The organism is Bradyrhizobium sp. WYCCWR15520 (assembly GCF_056174665.1).
In genome coordinates, this window is the sequence record NZ_JBWBWM010000031.1 from 77,741 (window position 1) to 99,957 (window position 22,217).

The 22,217-nt window shown below is 63.9% G+C and carries 23 protein-coding genes; 21 read left to right on the forward strand and 2 right to left on the reverse strand.

The annotated features are described in order from the left end of the window. Positions 1–119: 119 nt before the first annotated feature. The 17 genes from trpS to AC0QUY_RS30640 all read left to right on the forward strand — a co-directional run bounded on the left by trpS (position 120) and on the right by AC0QUY_RS30640 (position 16,658). Entirely contained in the window at positions 120–1,172 is a 1,053-nt protein-coding gene (gene trpS / locus AC0QUY_RS30560) for a tryptophan--tRNA ligase (protein WP_475389956.1), read from the forward strand. Positions 1,173–1,254: 82 nt separating this feature from the next. Beyond that, a complete protein-coding gene (locus AC0QUY_RS30565; protein WP_161851130.1) occupies positions 1,255–1,749 on the forward strand; it encodes a universal stress protein in 495 nt (164 codons plus the stop codon). A gap of 116 nt (positions 1,750–1,865) precedes the next feature. Continuing rightward, a complete protein-coding gene (locus tag AC0QUY_RS30570; protein ID WP_475389958.1) occupies positions 1,866–2,435 on the forward strand; it encodes a NifU family protein in 570 nt (189 codons plus the stop codon). A 162-nt stretch (positions 2,436–2,597) separates the two neighbouring features. After that, positions 2,598–3,293 carry a tRNA (adenosine(37)-N6)-threonylcarbamoyltransferase complex dimerization subunit type 1 TsaB gene (gene tsaB / locus AC0QUY_RS30575; protein ID WP_475389959.1) on the forward strand — a complete coding sequence of 232 codons (696 nt, stop codon included), beginning with the start codon at positions 2,598–2,600 and terminating at the stop codon, positions 3,291–3,293. After that, positions 3,290–3,775: a ribosomal protein S18-alanine N-acetyltransferase gene (gene rimI, locus AC0QUY_RS30580; RefSeq protein WP_475389961.1), complete on the forward strand. Its 486-nt coding sequence runs from the start codon at positions 3,290–3,292 to the stop codon at positions 3,773–3,775. The genes tsaB and rimI overlap by 4 nt, the downstream gene beginning before the upstream one ends. 53 nt (positions 3,776–3,828) lie before the next feature. After that, positions 3,829–4,278: a Fur family transcriptional regulator gene (locus tag AC0QUY_RS30585; RefSeq protein ID WP_057862685.1), complete on the forward strand. Its 450-nt coding sequence runs from the start codon at positions 3,829–3,831 to the stop codon at positions 4,276–4,278. 12 nt (positions 4,279–4,290) lie between these two features. After that, complete coding sequence (locus AC0QUY_RS30590) at positions 4,291–4,971, forward strand: HAD family hydrolase (RefSeq protein WP_475389962.1); 681 nt, start codon at positions 4,291–4,293, stop codon at positions 4,969–4,971. A 102-nt stretch (positions 4,972–5,073) separates the two neighbouring features. Next, positions 5,074–7,047, forward strand: coding sequence for an ArnT family glycosyltransferase (locus AC0QUY_RS30595; RefSeq protein ID WP_475389963.1), 1,974 nt, complete (start codon positions 5,074–5,076; stop codon positions 7,045–7,047). Between the two features lie 190 nt (positions 7,048–7,237). Next, positions 7,238–8,638, forward strand: coding sequence for a tRNA (N6-isopentenyl adenosine(37)-C2)-methylthiotransferase MiaB (gene miaB, locus AC0QUY_RS30600; RefSeq protein WP_475389964.1), 1,401 nt, complete (start codon positions 7,238–7,240; stop codon positions 8,636–8,638). Positions 8,639–8,642: 4 nt separating this feature from the next. Next, positions 8,643–9,698, forward strand: a complete 1,056-nt coding sequence (locus AC0QUY_RS30605) for a PhoH family protein (protein WP_475389966.1) — start codon at positions 8,643–8,645, stop codon at positions 9,696–9,698. Between the two features lie 62 nt (positions 9,699–9,760). Next, the gene (gene ybeY, locus AC0QUY_RS30610) at positions 9,761–10,285 is read left to right on the forward strand and encodes an rRNA maturation RNase YbeY (RefSeq protein ID WP_475389983.1); all 525 of its coding nucleotides are present in this window, start codon (positions 9,761–9,763) and stop codon (positions 10,283–10,285) included. Position 10,286: 1 nt separating this feature from the next. Continuing rightward, positions 10,287–11,405, forward strand: coding sequence for a hemolysin family protein (locus AC0QUY_RS30615; RefSeq protein WP_161851122.1), 1,119 nt, complete (start codon positions 10,287–10,289; stop codon positions 11,403–11,405). Next, the gene (gene lnt, locus AC0QUY_RS30620; protein WP_475389967.1) at positions 11,402–13,012 is read left to right on the forward strand and encodes an apolipoprotein N-acyltransferase; all 1,611 of its coding nucleotides are present in this window, start codon (positions 11,402–11,404) and stop codon (positions 13,010–13,012) included. Before AC0QUY_RS30615 ends, lnt begins: the two co-directional genes overlap by 4 nt. Positions 13,013–13,259: 247 nt before the next feature. Beyond that, positions 13,260–13,676 carry a helix-turn-helix domain-containing protein gene (locus tag AC0QUY_RS30625; protein WP_161851120.1) on the forward strand — a complete coding sequence of 139 codons (417 nt, stop codon included), beginning with the start codon at positions 13,260–13,262 and terminating at the stop codon, positions 13,674–13,676. A gap of 98 nt (positions 13,677–13,774) precedes the next feature. Next, positions 13,775–14,902, forward strand: coding sequence for a M20 family metallopeptidase (locus tag AC0QUY_RS30630; protein WP_475389968.1), 1,128 nt, complete (start codon positions 13,775–13,777; stop codon positions 14,900–14,902). Further along, complete coding sequence (gene trmB, locus AC0QUY_RS30635) at positions 14,902–15,642, forward strand: tRNA (guanosine(46)-N7)-methyltransferase TrmB (RefSeq protein ID WP_475389970.1); 741 nt, start codon at positions 14,902–14,904, stop codon at positions 15,640–15,642. The genes AC0QUY_RS30630 and trmB overlap by 1 nt, the downstream gene beginning before the upstream one ends. Positions 15,643–15,842: 200 nt before the next feature. After that, positions 15,843–16,658, forward strand: coding sequence for a DUF3658 domain-containing protein (locus tag AC0QUY_RS30640; RefSeq protein ID WP_475389972.1), 816 nt, complete (start codon positions 15,843–15,845; stop codon positions 16,656–16,658). Positions 16,659–16,767: 109 nt separating this feature from the next. On the opposite strand, the gene AC0QUY_RS30645 is transcribed toward AC0QUY_RS30640, so the two are convergent. Next, entirely contained in the window at positions 16,768–16,899 is a 132-nt protein-coding gene (locus tag AC0QUY_RS30645) for a hypothetical protein (RefSeq protein ID WP_475389973.1), read from the reverse strand. Positions 16,900–16,972: 73 nt separating this feature from the next. Then, positions 16,973–18,043: a DUF2336 domain-containing protein gene (locus AC0QUY_RS30650; RefSeq protein WP_475389975.1), complete on the reverse strand. Its 1,071-nt coding sequence runs from the start codon at positions 18,041–18,043 to the stop codon at positions 16,973–16,975. A gap of 341 nt (positions 18,044–18,384) precedes the next feature. Here AC0QUY_RS30650 and rimP point away from each other — a divergent pair, with 341 nt between their 5' ends. From rimP to AC0QUY_RS30670, 4 genes are all read left to right on the forward strand, one after another. Beyond that, positions 18,385–19,161: a ribosome maturation factor RimP gene (gene rimP / locus AC0QUY_RS30655; protein ID WP_475389977.1), complete on the forward strand. Its 777-nt coding sequence runs from the start codon at positions 18,385–18,387 to the stop codon at positions 19,159–19,161. 3 nt (positions 19,162–19,164) lie between these two features. Further along, the gene (gene nusA, locus AC0QUY_RS30660) at positions 19,165–20,775 is read left to right on the forward strand and encodes a transcription termination factor NusA (RefSeq protein WP_161851115.1); all 1,611 of its coding nucleotides are present in this window, start codon (positions 19,165–19,167) and stop codon (positions 20,773–20,775) included. Between the two features lie 76 nt (positions 20,776–20,851). After that, on the forward strand, positions 20,852–21,532 hold the full coding sequence (locus AC0QUY_RS30665) for an RNA-binding protein (RefSeq protein ID WP_475389978.1): 681 nt from the start codon (positions 20,852–20,854) through the stop codon (positions 21,530–21,532). A 76-nt stretch (positions 21,533–21,608) separates the two neighbouring features. Continuing rightward, positions 21,609–22,217, forward strand: a 609-nt coding sequence (locus AC0QUY_RS30670; protein WP_475389979.1) for a translation initiation factor IF-2 associated domain-containing protein, incomplete at its 3' end; no start/stop codon positions are given.

The window sequence follows — 22,217 nt, forward strand, 5'->3', positions numbered from 1 at the left end:
CCGAAAACCGGTACCCACTTTTCGGGATCATGCCCTGGCCGCTTGCGCGAATAGGGCTCGCGTGGCAAACGACGGCGCGAAACAGGCATCCGACTAGGGATCCCTGGGGGAAGCTGACGATGGCTTTTGTTGAACGGGTTTTTTCGGGCGTCCAGCCGACCGGTAATCTGCATCTCGGCAATTACCTCGGCGCGATCGTCAATTTCGTGAAGATGCAGGAAACCCATAACTGCATCTATTGCGTCGTCGACATGCATGCGATCACGATGGGCGTCGACGTCTGGGGCGGCCCGGCCGAGCTGGCCCGCAACACCCGCGAGGTCACCGCGGCGTTCATCGCCGCCGGCATCGATCCCAAGAAGCACATCGTGTTCAACCAGAGCCAGGTCACCGGCCATGCCGAGCTGACCTGGATCTTCAATTGCGTGGCGCGGATCGGCTGGCTCAACCGCATGACGCAGTTCAAGGAGAAGGCCGGCAAGGACCGCGAGAACGCCTCCGTCGGACTGTACGATTATCCGGTGCTGATGGCGGCCGACATCCTCTTGTACCGCGCCACCCATGTGCCTGTTGGCGAGGACCAGAAGCAGCATCTGGAGCTGTCACGCGACATCGCGCAGAAATTCAACAACGATTTCGGCGATTCGATTCGCGGCCACGGCTTCGGTGACGGACTGTTCTTTCCGCAGCCCGAGCCGCTGATCACCGGGCCGGCGACGCGGGTGATGAGCTTGCGCGACGGCACCAAGAAGATGTCGAAGTCGGACGCCTCGGACAATTCGCGCATCAACCTGACCGACGACGCCGACCTGATCGCACAAAAGATCCGCAAGGCGAAGACCGATCCGGAACCGTTACCGTCGGAGGAAAACGGGCTGGAGAACCGGCCCGAGGCCGACAACCTCGTCGGCATCTATGCGGCGCTGGCAAATCGCAGCAAATCCGACGTGCTCCGCGAGTTCGGCGGCGGCCAGTTCTCCAGCTTCAAGAACGCGCTGGTGGAACTTTGCGTCGCAAAGCTCGCGCCGATCGCCTCCGAGATGAAGCGGCTGGTCGCCGATCCCGGCCATGTCGACAAAATCCTGGTCGACGGCGCCGACCGCGCGCGCGTCATCGCCGATGAAACCATGCGAGCGGCGCGGGACATCGTCGGTTTCATCCGAAAGAGCTAGCTGCGTCGAACAGCGACGCCGCTTGTCGAGAGTGGCTGCGCCGTGGCAGCATGCGGCGGTTTGGCGCAGCACCGGGACATGCATGACCACCCAGCGACGAAGCTACGAGACGGGTCACAAGCCAAAATGCCTTGTCATCGTTGACGACACCGCGGAATGGGACCGCGCGGTGTATTACGCCAGCCGCTGGGCGGTGCGCGTCGGCGGCGGGGTGGTGATGCTCCGCATCATCGCCATCGAGGACCAGAACCAGCAATGGCTGGGGGTCGCCGACCTGATGCGGGCCGAGGCGGAGGACGCCGCCAACGAGGCGCTCGACCGCGCCTCCGGCCGCGCCAACGGCATTGCCGCGATCACGCCAGAGCGGGTGATCCGCGAGGGCGATCCGATCACCCAGATCCTCGACGTGATCGACCAGGACGTCGACATTTCGATGCTGGTGCTGGCAGCCAATCCCGGTCCCGAGGGCCCGGGGCCACTGATCAGCATGATGGCGCAGGTCGCCGGCTCGTTCCCGATCCCGGTCGTCATCGTGCCCGGCGATCTCACGGATTCGGACATCGACGGCCTGTCTTAGGGCTTGATCCACCTACAGAATTGCTGCTCTGCGCCCCTTGATCGTGCGCACCCCGTCGCCATCTGCTAGAGGAAGCCCACGCGCCGGCCTTGAACCGGCGACGCCGGAGAAAAATCATGTTCATTCAGACTGAAGCCACGCCCAATCCCGCCACCCTGAAATTCATTCCGGGCCGCACCGTGCTCGATACCGGCACGATGGAATTTTCGAGCCGCGAAGCCGCTGCCCGCTCGCCGCTTGCCGAACGGCTGTTCGGCGTATCAGGCGTTTCCAGCGTGTTCTACGGCTATGATTTTGTCACCGTGACCAAGGCGGACGGCGACTGGCAGCACCTCAAGCCCGCGATCCTCGGCGCCATCATGGAGCACTACATGTCCGGCGCGCCGCTGCTCGCGGACGGCACCGCCGGCAACGACGAGGCTTCCGACGAGGAAGGCGAGTTCTTCAACGAGCAGGACGCGGAAACGGTCGCGACCATCAAGGACCTGATCGAGACCCGGGTGCGGCCGGCCGTCGCCAATGACGGCGGCGACATCACCTTCCGCGGCTTCAAGGACGGCGTGGTCTATCTCAACATGAAGGGCTCCTGCGCCGGCTGCCCGTCATCGACGGCAACGTTGCAGCACGGCATCCAGAATCTGCTCCGGCATTTCGTGCCCGACGTGGTCGAAGTCCGGCCGGTGTAAGAAGGCGCCGTAGGGTGGGCAAAGGCGCGCTTCGCGCCGTGCCCACCATGATCTATCCGTAGAGCCAGATGGTGGACACGCTTCGCTTTGCCCACCCTACGCGGCTACAGCATCGCAAGACATGACTGACGGCATGATTGCGCGTCTGCTATACCTCCGCTCATGCTGATCCTCTCCATCGATACCGCGCTCGATGCCTGCGCCGCGGCTGTGCTCGACACCGGCGCGGGCGTCATCGCGCAGGAATCGCAGCCGATGAAGCGCGGCCACGCCGAAGCCCTGATGCCGCTGATCGCGCGCGTGATGAAGGCGTCCGGCGTCGGCTTTGCCGCGCTCGATCGCATCGCCGCGACGACCGGCCCCGGGAGCTTTACCGGATTGCGCGTCGGCCTTTCCGCCGCCCGTGGCATTGCGCTCGCCGCCGGCAAGCCGGTCGTCGGCGTAACGACGCTGACCGCGTTTGCTGCGCCCATCGTCAGCGCGAACAGCGAACATCCCGTCATATCAGCCGTCGATGCGCGACATGATCATGTCTATTTCCAGGTGCTCGGCGGCGACGGCGGTTCGCTGATCAAGCCGAACGTTGCGCCGGTTGCGGAAGCGCTCGACGCGGCACGCTTCGGCGCGCCACACCTGGTCGGCAACGCGGCGAATATCCTCGCCGAGCGCTGGCCGGCCGATGCGCCACCGCCTTTCAAAGTGGATCAGCAGGGCGCGCCCGATATCGCCTGGGTGGCGTGGCTGGGCGTCGCGGTCACTCCCGAGAGTTCGCCGGCGCGGCCCTATTATCTGCGCGCGCCCGATGCCAAGCCGCCGAAGGATCCGTTGTCCGGCGCAGAGCAGCCGCCGGCATCATGATGGCGTGGCTCTCCGATTGGTGGGGCGGCGGCACGGCGGTGATCGAACCGGCGATCCAGCGCGACGCGGCGCGTCTGGCGCAACTGCATGGCGCATCGTTTCATCGCGGCTGGGGCGAAGGCGAATTCGAGGTGATGCTGACCGAGCGCAACACGCTCGTGCACCGCCTCAGGCTTGGGCGCAAGATCATCGGCTTTGCGGTGTCGCGCATGGCGGCCGACGAGGCCGAGCTGTTGTCGATCGCCATCGATGCGAATCAGCGCGGCCGTGGCCTGTCGCGCAACCTTTTGCTGACACATCTCGGTCATCTCGCGGGCCGCGGCGTATGCAAGGTCTTCCTCGAAGTCGAAGAGAACAATCAGCCGGCGCGGCGTCTGTATGAATGGGCCGGATTTGAGGTCGTCGGCCGCCGGGAACGCTACTATCAGCAGCCCGGAGGCGAACAGTTGAATGCACTTCTGATGCGGCGCGACTTGTCGTAATATGCACGCGTGTGGCACAAAGCCCTGACCTGCCCTTCAAGGCCTTAGAGACCATGACCGCATTGAAATCTCCGTCTGCGCAGAAAAATACCGGCATCGAGGCGCGCTGCGCCGCCACCGGCATGCGCATGACCGAACAGCGCCGGGTGATCGCGCGCGTGCTGGCCGATTCGGTCGACCATCCTGATGTCGAGGAGCTCTACCGGCGCTGTGTCGCGGTCGACGACAAGATCTCGATTTCGACGGTGTACCGCACCGTCAAGCTGTTCGAGGATGCCGGCATCATCGAGCGGCACGATTTCCGCGAGGGCCGCGCGCGCTACGAGCAGATGCCCGACAGCCACCATGACCATCTGATCAATCTGCGCGACGGCAAGGTGATCGAGTTCACCTCCGAGGAGATCGAGAAATTGCAGGCCGAGATCGCCAGAAAACTCGGCTACAAGCTGGTCGATCATCGGCTGGAGCTTTATTGCGTCCCGCTCGACGAAGACAAGACCTGATCGCGAGCCACCTTGAAGCAGAATTTCGATCTGGTCATCTTCGACTGCGACGGCGTGCTGGTCGACAGCGAAGTCATTTCATGCCGCGCGCATGCGGAGACGCTGACGCGTCACGGCTATCCGATCACGTCGGAGCAGGTACTCGTTCGATTTCTCGGCGTTTCTGACCGCGAGGCGCGCCAAACGATCGAGCGTGAGATCGACCGAAAACTGCCCGATGACTTCGAGCAACAGGTGAAGGCGGCCACGCTGAAATTTTACGAGGGCGATTTGCAGGCGATCGCCCATATCAGCGAGGCGATTGGCGCAATACGACTGCCCAAATGCGTCGCTTCCAGCGGAACGCCGGAAAAGATTCGCCACGGCCTCACCTGCGCCGGCCTCTACGACCAACTTGCGCCGCATATTTTCTCCGCTACGCAGGTCGATCGCGGCAAGCCCGCGCCCGATCTGTTTCTATTCGCGGCCGAACAGATGAAGGTGCAACCGTCCCAGTGCGTCGTAATCGAGGACAGCGTTCCCGGTGTCACCGGCGGTCGCGCTGCCGGGATGACCGTGCTTGGTTTTCACGGCGGCAGCCATTGTCAGCCCGGCCATGCCGAGATGCTGTTCGCCGCTGGCGCCGCCGTGACGTTCGACGATATGCGGCAGTTGCCGGATCTGATTGCGCGCGTCGGTCGAACGGCCGGCTAGAACGCGGCGTCACTTCCAACAAGCAACCTTGCCGCGAGTTAACTGGGCGTCGAAGCCGCAGGTGATAATCTCACGCGAACCTGCGTGAGGGGGCGGCGCATCGTGAAATTATCGGACAGCAAAGCGTTGAAGGCGGCCGTGCCGCTCACGTTCATCGTGGCGGTGGCGGCACTCGCGCGAACTTGGCAGCTTTCACAGAACGAATTCAGCAGGCAGTACTACGCCGCAGGCGTGCGCAGCCAGTTGGAGAGCTGGCACAATTTCCTCTTCAATTCGTTCGACCCCGCCGGCTTCGTTTCGATCGACAAGCCGCCGGTGGCGATCTGGCTGCAGGTCATAAGCGCCAAACTGCTCGGCTTTTCCGCGTTGTCGATCCTGCTCGCCCAGGTGATGGCGGGACTGGCCGCGATCCTCCTGGTTTACATTCTGGTGCAGAAGTATTGGGGCAGGACGGCGGCCGCTGTGGCCGCGCTGTCGCTCGCGCTCAGTCCGGTCAATGTTGCGGTCGATCGTTCCAACAATACCGAGAGCTGCCTCATCCTGGTGCTGCTGACGGCTGCGTGGCTCGGCATGCGGGCCGCCGAAACCGGCCGGCTCGTGCTGCTCTGCGCCGCGATGGCCGCGATCGGCGTCGGCTTCAACATCAAGATGGGAGCGGCGCTGGTGCTGGCTCCCGTGCTGGCCCTGACGTTCAGCCTCGCGCGACCACGCGCTCCCGTGACGTGGCATCTCGGGCGACAGGCCATCGCGGGCGTGGTCCTCGTCATCGTCTCGCTGTCTTGGGCTGTTCTCTTCGATCTCGCGCCGGCGCGGGACCGGCCCTATGCGGGCAGCACCAGGCATAATTCGATGCTGGAGCTTGCTCTGGTGCATAATGGCGCGGCCCGCTTTCTTGCGATGGCCACGCCCGCAGGCAGTCCGGCAAACTCTTCGCCTGAGGCCTCGAGTGAGACGGCACCTGCTGGCACGGTAGTCCGGCAGCCCGTCATGACCGACGACTCGCCTGTCGGCCCTCTTCGTCTGTTTCGGCCGCGGGCCGCCGCACAATTCGCCTGGCTGCTGCCGCTCGCGCTTCTCGGCCTCGTGCTCGCCTGGTCGGAGGCATGGGGCCCGGACGCAACAAGATCACGCCGCATCAGCGCCGCTGTCTGGACCGGCTGGCTCGCGATGTACTGGATCGTGCTCAGCTTCGCGGGCGGATTGATCCACACCTATTACGTCGCCGTGCTTGGTCCGCCGCTCGCGGTATTTTCCGGCATCGCCGCGGCCGGGCTGTGGTCGCGATGGCAGGAGGGCAAGCTCGCGCGGATGCACCTGCCGCTGGTCATCATCGCCACGGCCGCCTGGCAGGCCTATCTCTGCATCGCGCGGTCCGAGACGATCGGATCCGACTGGCTGAGCGTGACATGGCTGATGTCAATCGGAATCGCTGCGATCTGCGCCGCTGGCCTTTGTTTCCTTCCGCAGCAGAACGACAGATTGCCAAAGCTGTTCGCCGTCGTGGCCTTTGGCGCGTTGCTGGTTTCGCCGATCCTGACCGCAGCCAGCGTCGTCCTGAGGCGCCCGAACATCGCCGCGCCGATCGCCAACATGACGGCCCTGCTCGCGCCATCCGACACCGACCGCCTGGCATCGCGGACATCGCGGCTGGAGGCCGCACGCCAGAAGCTCACGGGCTACCTGACCGCCAATCGCGAGACCGCAAAGTTTCTCGTGGCGGTGCCCAACGCCAATGTCGCGGCACCACTGATCCTTGCGACCGGCCAGCCGGTCATGGCGATGGGCGGCTATCTCGGCGATGATCCGATCCTGGCGCCAGCGGATATCGAACGGCTGGTATCGGACAGACAGCTACGCTTTGTGATGCTGGGCGGATATACGCTGGCCCCCGCCAAACAGGCGGCGGCCCTCGAACCGATCGCGCGATGGGTGCGCACCAAGGGCCGCCCCGTCGATCCGAAATTGTGGCGGCTGTCGGGGGCTTCGAGCAGCACCCCCTACCGTATCAACCTCGGCAATCAATGGGTGGAAGTTCCGCCGCCCGAACTGTTCGATCTCTGGCGCACTGCGAACTGAGCTTGGCTGTCATTCCGGGCGATGCGCCAGCATCGAACCCGGAATCTCGAGATTCTCAGGGGCGCAAGGGCGCCACATAGTTCGCTTCGCGCCCCGGAATGACGGACCAACGCTGGCTTTTTGGCCATTTAGGCTATATCTGAGCCCCAGTCGCCGCGAGGGCGCCATTCCACCCGCATTTACAGGTTCCATGAAGCCGCCGCGCAAGCTGCATATCAAGTCCTATGGCTGCCAGATGAACGTCTACGATGCGCAACGCATGGTCGACACGCTGGCGCCTGAGGGCTTTGTCGAGACTGACAGGGCCGAGGATGCTGATCTGGTGATCCTCAACACCTGCCACATCCGCGAGAAGGCTTCCGAAAAGGTCTATTCCGAGCTCGGGCGGCTGCGGGTCGCCAAGGACGAGGCGGCGCGGAACGGGCGCGCAATGCACATCGCCGTCGCCGGCTGCGTCGCGCAGGCCGAAGGCGAGGAGATCATTCGCCGCGCGCCGACGGTTGACGTCGTGGTCGGGCCGCAGAGCTATCATCACCTGCCGCAGCTATTGGCGCGCGCCAAAAGCGAAGGCCGGGCGCTGGAAACCGAATTTCCGATCGAGGACAAGTTTGGCTTCCTGCCGCAGCCGAAGCCGGACGCCATCCGCGCGCGCGGCATCTCCGCTTTCGTCACCGTGCAAGAAGGCTGCGACAAATTCTGCACCTTCTGCGTGGTGCCCTACACGCGCGGCGCAGAAGTCTCGCGCCCGGTCGCCAGGATCGTCGACGACGTGAAGCGGCTGGCCGACAACGGCGTGCGCGAGATCACCCTGATCGGCCAGAACGTCAACGCCTATCATGGCGTGGGCCCCGATGGACGGACCTGGCCGCTCGGCAAGCTGTTGCATCGACTTGCCGAAATCGACGGCATCGCGCGGCTGCGCTATTCGACCAGCCACCCCCGCGACGTCGAGGAGACGCTGATTGCAGCGCATCGCGACCTCGCAGCGCTGATGCCGTTCGTCCATCTTCCGGTGCAGTCCGGCTCCGACCGGATTCTGGCGGCCATGAACCGCAAGCATACCGCCGATGATTATCGACGCGTTATCGACCGTTTCCGTACCGCCCGCCAAGATATTGCGTTTTCATCAGATTTTATCGTCGGCTTCCCCGGCGAAACCGAGGGAGAATTTGCCGCGACCCTCGCGCTTGTCATGCAAATCGGATACGCTGCAGCCTATTCGTTCAAATATTCGCCGCGGCCCGGCACGCCGGCGGCGGACATGCGGGAGACGGTGTCAGCGGCTGAAATGGACGAGCGATTGGTGCGGCTCCAGGAATTGATCGACACTCAGCAATCGGCCTTCAACCGGGCCATGATTGGCGAAACCGTCGACGTGCTGTTCGAACGCGCGGCCCGCAATCCCGGCCAGATCGTCGGCCGCACCGCGTACCTTCAGCCTGCGCATGTGTTTGCCTCGCCTGATATCATCGGCCAGGTGCTGCCGGTCAGGATCGACAGCCTTGAGCGCTACAGCCTGCTCGGCGAACTCGCCGGTCCCTCCACGCGGCCTGCGCCATCGACGCTTTCCTCCATGACGACGGGAGCCTGAACCCTTGCCAAAAAGCGCATCGGATTCACCTTCGCTCGCTCCCAGCCGCAAATTTGACCGCGACATGCAAGTTCCGCCCGAGACCCAGGTCGTCATCGACTTCGACGACAACCGCGCCGCTTCCGCCCTCGTCGGCCCCTACGGCCAGAACCTGGCGCTGGTCGAGCGGCGGCTCGGCGTCGTCGTCGACTCCCGCGGCAACCACATCACCATCGCCGGCACCCGCGACGGCTGCGACGCCGCGCGGCGCGTGCTGGAAACGCTCTATGCGCAGGCGTTGCAAGGCCATGATCTCTCGCAGGGCGAGGTCGAGGGCGCCATCCGCGCCGTGATCGCGCAGGGCTCGCTGTTCGAATTCGACGCCAAGACCGCCAAGTCGACGTTCGAGACCATCAACCTGCGCAAGCGTCCGGTGCGGGCACGCACCGCGGCGCAGGATTCCTACATCCGGGCACTGAAGCGCCATGAACTCGTATTCGGCGTCGGCCCGGCCGGCACCGGCAAGACCTGGCTGGCGGTGGCGCATGCCGCGCAATTGTTCGAACGCAAGGAAGTCGATCGCATCATCCTGTCGCGGCCCGCGGTCGAGGCCGGCGAACGGCTCGGCTTCCTGCCAGGCGATTTGCGCGAGAAGGTCGACCCTTACTTGAGGCCGATCTACGACGCGCTGTACGACCTGATGGATGCGCGGATCGTGGAACGCGCGCTGCAGGCCGGCGAGATCGAGATCGCGCCGCTCGCCTTCATGCGCGGCCGCACGCTCACCAACGCCGTCATCATCCTCGACGAGGCGCAGAACACCACGTCGATGCAGATGAAGATGTTCCTGACGCGACTCGGCGAGAACAGCCGCATGATCATCACCGGCGATCCCTCGCAGGTCGACCTGCCGAACGGGCAGGCGTCGGGGCTCGCAGAGGTCTGCAAGCTGCTCGACAACGTCGAGGGCATTGCGCAGGTGAAATTCACCGCGGAGGATGTCATCCGCCATGAACTGGTGGCGCGGATCGTCGCCGCCTATGAGGGATTGCCGCAGAAGCCGGCAACCGGAAAATCTTGATCGAAATATCCTCGGCCGTGGACCTGCCGCAGGCAGGCCGCGGCCGCAACCAGAACAATGTTATGCAAACCGCTGGAACGCTCGTGTCGTCCGCCCTTCCTCTCACCGAAGTTCTCGTCGTTGCCGAGTGCTGGCAGACCGAGCCGGATGCCGAGGCGGTGATCCATCGCGCCATCAACACCGCGGTCGAATTCGCCGATGCCGATGTCGGCGAGGCGGAACTCGCGGTCATGCTGACCGACGATTCAGGTATTCGCACGCTGAACAGCAACTGGCGCGGCATCGACAAGCCGACCAATGTGCTGTCGTTTCCGGCCCTGCAGCCGACGGCGGGCGCGCCGGCGGACGCGCCGCGCATGCTCGGCGACATCGCCATCGCTTATGAAACCACGCGGAAAGAGGCCGATGACGAGGAAAAGCCGTTCGATCATCATCTCAGCCATCTCGCGGTCCACGGCTTCCTGCATTTGATCGGATACGACCACGAGAATGACGACGACGCCGAAGCCATGGAAAGTCTCGAACGGGAGATCCTCGCCCAGCTCGGCATTCCCGATCCGTATGCGGACCGGGAGCGGATGGACTGAAATGCCGGACTCTGACCCGATACAGGACAACCCGCGCGATACGCGCAACCTGCCGGTGGTGGTGCAGGAAGGCGAGGTACTGCGCCCCGCCGCCGATAACTGGCTCATGCGGGCGATCCGGACGCTGTTCGGCTGGAAGGCTGGATCGGTGCGCGCCGATCTTCAGGTCGTGCTCGATGCCTCGACGCCGGACGATGTCGGCTTTTCCGCCATCGAGCGCACCATGCTGCGCAACATCCTCGGCCTCAACGAGCGGCGGATCGCCGACGTGATGGTGCATCGCGCCGACATCGTCGCGGTCAAGCGCGACATTCCGCTCGGCGAACTGATGAGCCTGTTCGAGAGCGCGGCGCATTCGCGCCTCGTGGTCTACAACGAAACCCTCGACGACCCCGAAGGCATCGTGCACATCCGCGACCTGCTGGCGTTCATGACCGCGAAGGCGCGCGTCGGCGAGACCGACAAGCCTAAGCGCAAGAAGCCGCTCCCCGCGGGCCTTGACCTCCGCGCGGTCAACCTCGCGATGCCGCTGGCGGAAGCCAACATCATCCGCAAGCTCCTATATGTGCCGCCGTCGATGCGAGCGATCGACCTGCTCGCGCAGATGCAGGCCTCGCGCATTCATCTGGCGCTGGTGGTGGACGAATATGGCGGCACCGACGGACTGGTGTCGATCGAGGACATTGTCGAACAGATCGTCGGTGAAATCGACGACGAGCACGACAGCGACGAGCCGCCCTCGATCGTGCGGCAGGGCGACAACGCCTTCATCGCCGACGCCCGCGCCAGCCTCGAGGATGCGCGCAAGATGATCGGCGAGGAATTCGTCACCGGCGAAGCCGGCGAGGAAGTCGAGACGCTCGGCGGCTATCTGGTGGCGCAGGTCGGCCGGCTGCCGGTGCGCGGCGAGGTGATCGCAGGCCCGGGCAATTTCGAGATCGAGGTGCTCGATGCCGATCCGCGGCGGGTCAAGCGACTGCGGATCGGGGCTCGGAAAGAGCGTCCGACGCCGCGTACCGCGCGGGAGCGCAGCCGTCGCGAGAGCGCGCCCGACAGCAGCACACCGCAAGCCAATGACAACACGCCGCCGAGTTCCAGCGACGGAGCCGGCTCGCAGTGATTCCTTCAAGCAAATTCCGTGTGGCGGGACTCTCGATCATCCTCGCCTGGGGCTGGAAGCGCGCCGCGATCGCGCTGGTCGCGGGCGCGATGTCGGCGCTGTCGATGGCGCCGTTCAATGCCTGGCCGGTGCTGTTTATCACCTTTCCGGTCGCGGTCTGGCTGATCGACGGGGCCGCAGCCGGAAAATGGCGCGGCGTGCCGGCGGCGGCGCTATCAGGCTTCTGGTTCGGGCTCGGCTATTTCGTGCCCGGGCTCTACTGGACCGGCAACGCCTTCCTGGTCGACGCGCAGACATTTGCCTGGCTGATGCCGTTTGCGGTGCTCGGGCTGCCGGCCTACCTGGCCCTGTTTTCCGCGCTCGGCTTCGCGCTGGCACGGCTGATCTGGACACGGGATGCCTCGCGCGTGCTCGCGCTCGCGGTCGCGCTCACGGTCAGCGAATGGCTGCGCGGCTACATGCTGTCGGGATTCCCGTGGAATGCCTATGGCTACGCGCTCTCGGAGCCGCTGGCGCTGGCGCAGACGGCGTCGCTGATCGGGCTGTGGGGCATGACCTTCCTCAGCGTCGCGATCTTTGCCAGCCCGGCGGTACTGATCGATGGCACCTCGCGCGGCCGCAAGCCCTGGATCGCGCCGGTGGCGGCGCTCGTGCTGCTGGCGGCAATGGGGATTTACGGCACCGTACGGCTGTCGCTGCAGCCGACGGCCCTGACCAAGGTCAAGCTGCGCATCATGCAGCCGAACCTGCAGCAGGACGTCAAATTCAACTACGGCGCCAAGGCGGAGGTGATGCAGAAGTATCTGACACTGTCCGACCGCGCTTCGGGGCCGCAATCCACCGGCGTGCGGGATGCGCAGATCCTGATCTGGCCGGAATCGGCTTTCCCCTTTTTCCTGACCCGCGAAGCCGATGCGATGGCACAGATCGCCGAGCTCCTGCCCAAGGGGACGGTGCTGATCACGGGCTCCGTGCGCGCCCCTGATGGCCCGCCCGGCGCCCGCGTCTCCCGCGCCTACAACTCGATATATGTGATCGACCATGACGGTGGCGTGCTATCGGTCTACGACAAGCTGCATCTGGTGCCGTTCGGCGAATACCTGCCGTTTCAGGAATGGATGGAAAAGCTCGGCTTCGTGCAACTGACGAAGGTGCACGGCGGCTTCATTCCGGGCACGCGGCGCCAGGCGATGGAGATACCGAATGCGCCGCGCACGCTACCGCTGATTTGTTACGAGGCGATTTTTCCCGGAAATGTTGCGGCGCGTGACGACCGTCCAGGCTGGATCATCAACCTGACCAATGACGGCTGGTTCGGCAATTCAACCGGCCCCTACCAACACCTGCAGCAGGCGCGGCTGCGTGCGATCGAAGAAGGGCTGCCGATGGTGCGTGCCGCCAACACCGGCATCTCGGCGGTGATCGATCCTTCCGGGCGGATTGTCGCACGCCTCGGCCTCGGCATCGAAGGTGTGTTGGACGCTAGCCTGCCATCGGCACTGTCGCCGACGGTTTATGCTCGCTTTGGAGATATCCCGGCGGCCGTGATTGTGGCCGTTGCCCTGATGCTCGTCATCCGACGCCGCGCGGCGAAGCACGCTGCCTGAGATTTCCGCAGCGCAGTTTTGTCACTGGTTTACTAAAAACGCTGCGTGTGCGGTTCCACCAGTTGACAGACAGCCTGCAATTCGCTTTCTGCGGTTGCAAGCCAAAAACAACAACCAGTCACTTCCGCTGCTCAGATCGTCCGTAATTCCACCCGATCCTCCGAGCAGGATATGACGGTCACGGCGCGCCTGAGGCATGTGCCTTCCACTGCCTCATTCCCGGCGCGCGATCCCAGGAGCGATGCAGATGTCTACCAAAGCGCCCAATCCGGTTGACAAGTATGTCGGCAGCCGCGTCCGGATGCGCCGCATCATGCTGGGAATGAGCCAGGAAAAACTGGGCGAAGCGCTCGGTCTCACCTTCCAGCAGGTTCAGAAATACGAAAAAGGCACCAACAGGGTCGGCGCCAGCCGCCTGCAGCAGATCTCTGAAATTCTGCAGGTGCCAGTGTCGTTTCTGTTCGACGGCGGACCGAGCGGCTCGGCAAACGGCGAGGGTTTCGGCGACGGCGCCTCCCCGGCCTATGTGTCCGATTTCCTCGCGACATCAGAAGGTCTCGCGCTGACGCGCGCGTTCACGCGCATCGACGACTCCAAAATGCGGCGCTCCATTGTCGAGCTGGTCGAGCAGATCGCATCGCGCAACGGACCTGACCCGCGCTGACTTTGACTGGGTCCGGTTTGAAAATTTCGTATTCTGGAATATGCCTCATTCCCGATCGGCAATTGCGCATCGGGAAATGACGCCGTATCGGATACGACATGACGACAACCAATCCTTTCGACGCCACCCCGATCCTCGAAGGCATCCGCCGCTGGGTCGAAATCGAGACCCCCACCGAAGCACCTGAGCAGGTCAATAAGTTGGCCGACGTCGTCGCGAACGACTATCGCGGCCTGCCTGCCACCGTGGAGCGGATTGCCGGGCACTCCGGCTGCGGCGACCATCTGGTGGCGCGCTCATCATGGGGACAGGACGAGCCGGGCATCCTGGTGCTGAGCCATCTCGATACGGTGCACCCGCTGGGCTTCATCGAGCGCCTGCCGTTCCGCATCGCCGGCGACAGCGCATTCGGTCCGGGCATCTACGACATGAAGGGCGGCGCCTACCTCGCCTATCATGCGTTCCGGCAGGTTTGCGCTGATGGCGCCCGGCCGCCGCTCGGCATCACCCAGCTCTATGTCTCAGATGAAGAGATCGGCAGCCCGACCTCGCGCGCGCTGATCGAGGCCGAGGGACGCAAGGCGAAATATGTGCTGGTCACCGAACCGGCGCGTGACGGCGGCAAGATTGTCACCGGGCGCAAGGGCGTCGGGCGCTTCGAGGTCTTCATCAAGGGCGTGCCCTCGCATGCCGGCACAAGGCCGCAGGACGGCCGCAGCGCCATCCGCGAACTCGGCAACGTCATTCAAACACTGGAGGCGATGAACGACCTTGCGCGCGGCATCACCGTCAATGTCGGCGTCGTTCGCGGCGGCACCAAGCCGAACGTGGTCGCGGAGGAAGCCTATGCCGAGGTCGACACCCGCGTGCCGACGATCGCCGACTCCGAAGAGCTCGTGGCAAAAATCCTCAATCTGAAATCGCGCACCGAAGGCGTCACCGTCAAGGTGATCGGCGAATTGAACCGCCCGCCTTACGAAAAGAGCAATGCCGGCGCGGCGCTTTACGAGCATGCCAGAACGATCGCGGCGGAGATCGGCTTCGACTTGGTCGACACCTCAACAGGCGGCGGCTCCGACGGCAATTTCACCGCGCCGCATACCGCGACCCTCGATGGGCTCGGCGTTGACGGCCAGGGCGCCCATACCCATTACGAGCAGATGTACATCTCCTCGATCGAGCCGAGGGCGCGGCTGTTGTACCGGCTGTACCAGACGCTGCTATGATGACCGCCCCGCGCGATATCGGCGACGGCGGCGCGCCGCCGGAAGACGACGCGTCGGCGCATGCGCGCGGCTCGTTCTTCGGCCGCCGCAAGGGCCACAAGCTCCGCATCCATCAGGCCGACCTGATCGATAATCTGCTGCCGCAGCTGGCGCTCGACATCGCTACACCAGCGCCGGAGCGGCTTGCCGATCTCTTCGATAGCGGCACAGAGGATGTCAGGCTCGAAATCGGATTCGGCGGCGGCGAGCATCTGATCGCGGAAGCGCAGGCCTCTCCGAACATCGGCTTCATCGGTTGCGAGCCCTATATCAACGGCATGGCAAAAATCCTGACGCAGATCGAGGCGCACAATCTGCACAACATCCGCCTCTATGCCGGCGATGCCGCGGAATTGCTGGCCTGGGCGCCACCGCGCTCGCTGGCGCGGATTGACCTGATCCATCCCGATCCCTGGCCGAAGCGGCGGCACTGGAAGCGCCGCTTCGTGCAGGATGCCACAGTCAACGCAATGGCCCGCGTCCTGAAAGACGACGGCGAGTTTCGCTTCGTCAGCGACATCGACGATTACTGCGCCTGGACGCTATGGCATCTGATGCGCAGCCCCGATTTTCTCTGGACCGCCGAGCGCGCCGCCGACTGGCAACAGCCGTGGGACGGCTACACCATGACGCGCTACGGCCGCAAAGCCGAGCGCGAGGGACGGGTCGCGGCGTATTTAAAGTTTCGGCGTGTCAGCTAGCGGCCAAGCACCCATAAATCCGGGATACTTGGTACGATCGGCCAAATGTCGGCTTTATCGCTTCCGCGCATATCCGCCAAGGCCAAGGGCAGACATGAGTTTTTTGCTTCGCTTTACCAATTTTCGATTGTGACAATGTGCAGGCGTAACTACACGCTATTCTAGAAGGGCAGAACCGCATCATTCGGGAGAGGCTCGCAGTGGCTGCCTCAACGCTTCATATCGTGTTCAATCCGTCCGCGGCGGCTGGCCTGCGCGACGCACTACGACAGGCAGGCCGCAACGAACGCGTGGTCAGCCTTTCCGACTGCCTCAGCTTCGGCCCAATCAACCCACCCGATCCCGAGTTGCGAAGGAAGTGGGTTGAAGGGGAACTCGGCTATACGGGGTGGGAGGAGGTCGTCGGCCAAGCAGCTTCCTTCTGGCCCGAGGCTCTGTCGATCGGCAGTCGAAGGATCGCGTGGCTGTCGCGACGATCAACGCAAGAATATGCAGGCTTCCTCGAGTGGCTGTGGCGGCTTGAAGAACCAATCGAGGTCATCGATCTCACCGACGTCATGGTGGCAGGAAATAGCACTGGGCCGACCAATCGACACCTCGCAATTTCCCTCGGAATACTGCCTCCACACACGATTCTAGAAAACGAATTGTTCGACCGCACTGAAACACTCACACCGGTCCTACGCGCTCAGTATCGAGAGCTATGGGGGCGCCTTAGGACCGAAAATGCACCACTGCGCGTCCTCAGCGAAGGTGAACTTGTGTCCGCGCCGCTTTCATTCTTTGACCCGCTCCTGTTGTCGTGCGCAACGCCTGAATGGCAAAAAGCGGCAAGGGTCATTGGTAAAGCACTCGCAGATTCCTGGGAGACGTCAGTGCTGCAGACCGCCGATCTGGTCTTGTGTGCGCGCGCCCGCGCACTTACTGCCGCTGGCTGTCTGGAATCTCGGGGAGACTTGTCTGACATTCAGAATAGCGAGCTGCGGTTACCGATCAGTCGGACTCCCCACGACTGAAGAACTCATCGCTGGCTTACATCACGATGCGGTTGATGCACGTCTGCTTTACCCCGAAAGAGGAAATTGGCCGTCGCGGCCGCGGTGTCAGCTCTCGGTCGAGTTGGCGTCACCTCTCGGTCTCGATCGGGTCGTGGTTGTCGATGTGGCCGAACTGTCCCTTGTAGACGCTGTAGCCGCATAATTCCTGCAGGCGGGTGCCGCGTCCTTGCGCCCGATGACAGGCTCCGCGACGAAGCAATCCATCTCTTCGCTAGCTGAGAGGTGGATTGCGTCGCTTCGCTCGCAATGACGGGGAGAAAGCGTCGGACCGATTACCGCGTCTTCCAGAACTCGACGACGCGCTGGGCGGTCGTGGGCATCAGGCGCACATAATTCACTCGCGCGTTTTCGATGTCGGCCGGCGACGGCGTTTTCGTCGGGCCGAGCCGAAGGATGATCAGCGCGCGCACTGTCGCCCATTCGAGGTCGATGGATTTTCCGGCGATCAGGATCGGATCGTAGCGTTCGCCGCTGATCAGGCGATCGAGGGTCTCGATCTTGACGCCGGTCATCGCCGACAGTGCGGCGATCGATTCTTCGTATTTGAACGCCCTGGCAAAGTTGAGCAATGCGCCCTCGCCGAGCATGCCCTCGCGGTGGAGCTTGAGCACCGTGCGCTGTGCCGACAGGAAGTCGCGCCGCTCCTCGCGTTCGGGTGGGGCGGTGATGGCAACCATCGCCTGCTTGATGTCGGCCTGCCGCTCGGGCTTGACGACCTGGAACAGGCGGCGGCGGATGACGTCGATGGAGCCGGAGAGCAGCTCCTTCAATTGGGTAGGTGACAGGTCGTCGCGCTGACCGAGCTTGATCGTCAGCACGCCGTCCTGGCCGGCGCGCTTGATCAGTGTCGAGTAGCCATCTGACGAAAACGCTGCGCCCGCATTGCCGGCGGCGCGCCTGACCACCGCGCGGTCGCCGCGGGCGATCATGACGTCGGTGAGATCGGCCGAAAGCGTCGGCCGTTCCGCCATCGCCAGCAGGTGACCCTGGCCCTTCATGGACGCAATTTCGAGCAGCATCTTTTCGTCGATGACCGGCGAGTGGCGCAGCAACGGACCTGCGACGGCAATTTCATCTTCATGGGCAAGCTGGCCGACCAGGCCGCGCGGCGCATTCGCCAGCGTCGACAGGCGCTCAGCCAGTTCGGCGCGCGCCTCGATCTCGGCATGGGGGACCAGACTGGTCAGGACGCCATCGAACAGATCGACATGATCGGCGCGGAAGCTCGCGGCACCCTGCAGGAACAGCTCGCTGATACGGCGCATCGCATCGGCGCGGCGCTTGGGGTCGCCACGACTGACGATGTCGTCGAATTCCGGGATCAGCGATGGTGAAATTATCATAAACCCGCCCAAACCGGCCTTAATTGGCTGGTTTTTCGGGAAATCTAGGCAGCGTTCGTGAATGAAGGGTTAGATTATTGCCCGCCTTTCAAAGCTTGGCAAAATCGGACTTAACGAGATCGCGGGCCTTGTCGGATTGCGGAAAAACCGCTATATCCGCGGCAACTTATGGATCTCATACGATCGCGTATTGAGAGTGGGCCCCCCGGGACCCGCTCTTTTTTATTACCTGAACCTGCCCTGCCCAGAATAGACATTCAGGGGCGGCTCAGGGAACCGGCCGGACCTCCGGTTAGGGCCCGGCCTAAACCCATGCAAGTAAGACGCTTTTGACCCTGGACATGACCGATCCAACTGCTGTTCCCGAGGATGCCGACCTCTTGGCCGAGCCCCGTCTCGTCGTCGAGCCGGGCGTGGCGGCGCGGGTGTCGGCGGTGGCGACCCCGGTGCTGCAGGGAATGGGCTACCGGCTGGTCCGGATCAGGATTTCAGGCGAGGCCGGCTGCACCGTCCAGATCATGGCCGAACGGCCTGATGGTACGATGCAGATCGAGGATTGCGAGGCGATCTCGCGGGCGCTGTCGCCGGTGCTCGACGTCGCCGATCCGATCGACCGCGCCTACCGGCTGGAGATATCTTCGCCGGGCATCGACCGCCCGCTGGTGCGCCGTTCCGATTTCGAACGCTTCGGCGGACATCTCGTGAAGATCGAAATGGCAGTCGCCCATCAGGGCCGCAAGCGTTTCCGTGGTACGCTGGCCGGCGTCGAAGGCGATGCCGTGCGCCTACATCGGGATGACACACGCGCGGACGAAGATGCCGACGTGTTGCTGGTGATGGAAGACATCTCCGACGCACGGCTGGTTTTGACCGACGAATTGATTGCGGAATCGATGCGGCGCGGCAAGCAGGCCGAGCGCGAACTCAAACAGAATCTCGGGCTGGCGCCTACGCCTCCGCCGCACGCCAAGAAAAGCGATCCGGCCAGGAGCAATAAGCCGAAGCCCAAAACCGGAAACAAGTCCGGCAAGAAGCCGGAGCCGACCAATACCAAGAAGCACCGCCTCGCCGCAGAAAGGCTGCGCAGGGGCGAGACCGATCCTACCGAAGGAGACTAGGCCATGGCAGTCAGTGCCAACAAACTCGAGCTGCTGCAGATCGCCGACGCGGTCGCCCGCGAAAAGTCGATCGACCGCGGCATCGTGATCGCTGCGATGGAAGACGCCATCGCCAAGGCGGCCCGCGCCCGTTACGGCAGCGAGACCGATGTTCACGCCGAGATCGACGCCAAGAAGGGCGAGCTGCGACTGTCGCGCCACATGCTGGTCGTCGAGCAGGTCGAGAACTCGTCGAACCAGATCTCGCTGGCGGACGCGCAGCGCGCCAATCCGGGCGCCCAGGTCGGCGACACCATCGCCGACACCCTGCCGCCGCTGGAATATGGTCGCATCGCCGCGCAATCCGCCAAGCAGGTGATCGTACAGAAGGTGCGCGAGGCCGAGCGCGACCGGCAATATCAGGAATTCAAGGACCGCATCGGCGACATCGTCAACGGCGTCGTCAAGCGCGTCGAATATGGCAGCGTGATCGTCGATCTCGGCCGCGGTGAGGCCATCATCCGCCGCGACGAGATGCTGCCGCGCGAGGTGTTCCGCAACGGCGACCGCGTCCGCGCCTATATCTTCGACGTTCGCCGCGAAACCCGCGGACCGCAGATCTTCCTCTCCCGCACCCATCCGCAATTCATGGCAAAGCTGTTCGCGCAGGAAGTGCCGGAAATCTACGATGGCATCGTCGAGATCAAGGCGGTGGCCCGCGACCCCGGCTCGCGCGCGAAAATCGGCGTGATTTCCAGGGATTCCTCGGTGGATCCGGTCGGCGCCTGCGTCGGTATGCGCGGCTCGCGCGTGCAGGCGGTGGTGAACGAATTGCAGGGCGAGAAGATCGACATCATTCCGTGGTCGCCCGACATCGCAACCTTCGTCGTCAATGCACTGGCGCCCGCCGAAGTCGCCAAGGTCGTGATCGACGAGGACCGCGAACGGATCGAGGTCGTGGTTCCCGACACCAATAACCAGCTCTCGCTGGCAATCGGTCGGCGCGGCCAGAACGTGCGCCTCGCCTCGCAACTGACCGGCTGGGACATCGACATCCTCACCGAGCAGGAAGAATCCGAACGCCGTCAGGCCGATTTCGAGAACTCCACGCGGGTGTTCATGGAAGCGCTGAACGTCGACGAAGTCGTCGGCCAGTTGCTGGCGTCGGAAGGCTTCACGTCGGTCGAGGAACTCGCACTGGTCGATGTCAAGGAACTGGCCGGCATCGAAGGCTTCGACGAGGAAACCGCCAACGAGCTGCAGAGCCGGGCGAAGGAATATCTGGAACAGCTCGAGACAGAGCTGGAAAACAAGCGCAAGGAACTTGGTGTGGATGATGCTTTGAAGACGGTGCCCGGCGTTACCTCGAAGATGCTGGTGAAGTTCGGCGAGAATGACATCAAGTCGGTCGAGGATCTGGCGGGTTGCGCGACCGACGATCTGGTCGGCTGGACCGAGCGCAAGGAAGGCAGCGAGCCGACCAAGCATGCCGGCATTCTCGACGCCAATGAGATCTCCCGCGACGATGCCGAGCGCATGATCATGCAGGCGCGCGTCATTGCCGGCTGGATCACCGAGGCCGAACTCGCCAAGCAGACCGAGGCGACCCAGGCTACCGAAGACCAGACGGCGTAAATGCGGGTGTTCCGCAAAGCCGAAACTCTTTTCTGCGCGCAGACCGTGCGCAGATGACAGGAACCGTTCAACAGGCATGCTCGCTTTGGCTGACCCCGATCTCGACCATGGGCCGCGGACCGACAAGTCCGCGACCATGCGGATGTGCGCGGTCAGCCGCGAGGTGCGCTGCATCGACGAGTTGATCCGCTTCGTGGTCGCCCCCTCCGGCGACGTCGTTCCCGATCTGAAACGCAAGCTGCCCGGCCGCGGCCTCTGGGTATCGGCCTCGCGCCGAACGGTTGCGGAAGCGGTCCGGCGTCACCAATTTAGCAGAGGGTTCAAGCGCGACGTCCGGGTCGCGGCCACCCTTCCCGCCGATACCGAGGCCCTGCTGGAACGAAGCTGCATCGAGGCGCTGGCCATGGCGGCCAAGGCCGGTCAGGTCATTTCCGGTTTTGCCAAGGTCGAGGGCCTGCTCGAACAGGGCAGGGCTGACGCGCTGATCCACGCTTCCGACGGCGCAGCCGACGGAATCCGCAAATTGGACGCGATCGCCGGGCAAAGGGGCCGAAATATTGGCGAATCGCGGGATTTGCCGATTGTGACTGCTTTAACCTCGGCACAATTGGATTTGGCACTGGGCCGGTCAAATGTGATACATGCTGCGCTGCTCGCGGGCCCGGCGAGCAAAACGTTCCTGTCGCGCTGCCAGATCCTGGTTCGATACCGGACGGACGATGACGACAAGACCGGGGATGGCGGCCAGAAATTCTGACGACGACGATTGGTTCCGAAGCCTTGCTTCAATGAATGTGCGAATGCGCACAATGTAACGAGATTAGGACTGCTGAATGGTTGATACCAAAACGCCTGGCGACAAGACTCTGAGTGTTCCGACCAAGACCTTGACGCTGAAGCCGCGGGTCGAGACGGGCACCGTGCGCCAGAGCTTCAGCCATGGCCGGACCAAGCAGGTCGTGGTCGAAAAGCGCGGCAAGCGCCGCGTCGGCGGCGATGCGCCTGCCACGGAAACGCATGCGCCGGAGCCGGTTGTCGCCAAGGCGGCACCCGCTGCAAAGCCCCCTCTCGGCCGCCCGGCGGCAGCGCCCGGTGCTGCGCCCCGCTCGGGTTCGGGCGTTGTGCTGCGGACGCTGACGGAAGACGAGCGTTCCGCCCGCGCCAGCGCGCTGGCCGACGCCAAGGTCCGTGAAATCGAGGAACGGCGGCTGGCCGAGGAAGAAGCCAAGCGCCGCGCCAGCCGTGAAGGCATCGAGCAGGCCGAGCGCGAGGCCGCCGAAGCCCGCCGCAAGGCCGAGGAAGAACGGCATCGCCAGGAAGAGGAAGCCAAGCGCAAGGCCGAAGTCGAGGCCAAGAAGCGGTTTGGCGAGGCCGAGGCCAAGCCCGCGGCTGCTGCTGCGCCTGCTCCGGCCGCCCGTCCGGCTGCGGCGCGTCCCGCTGGC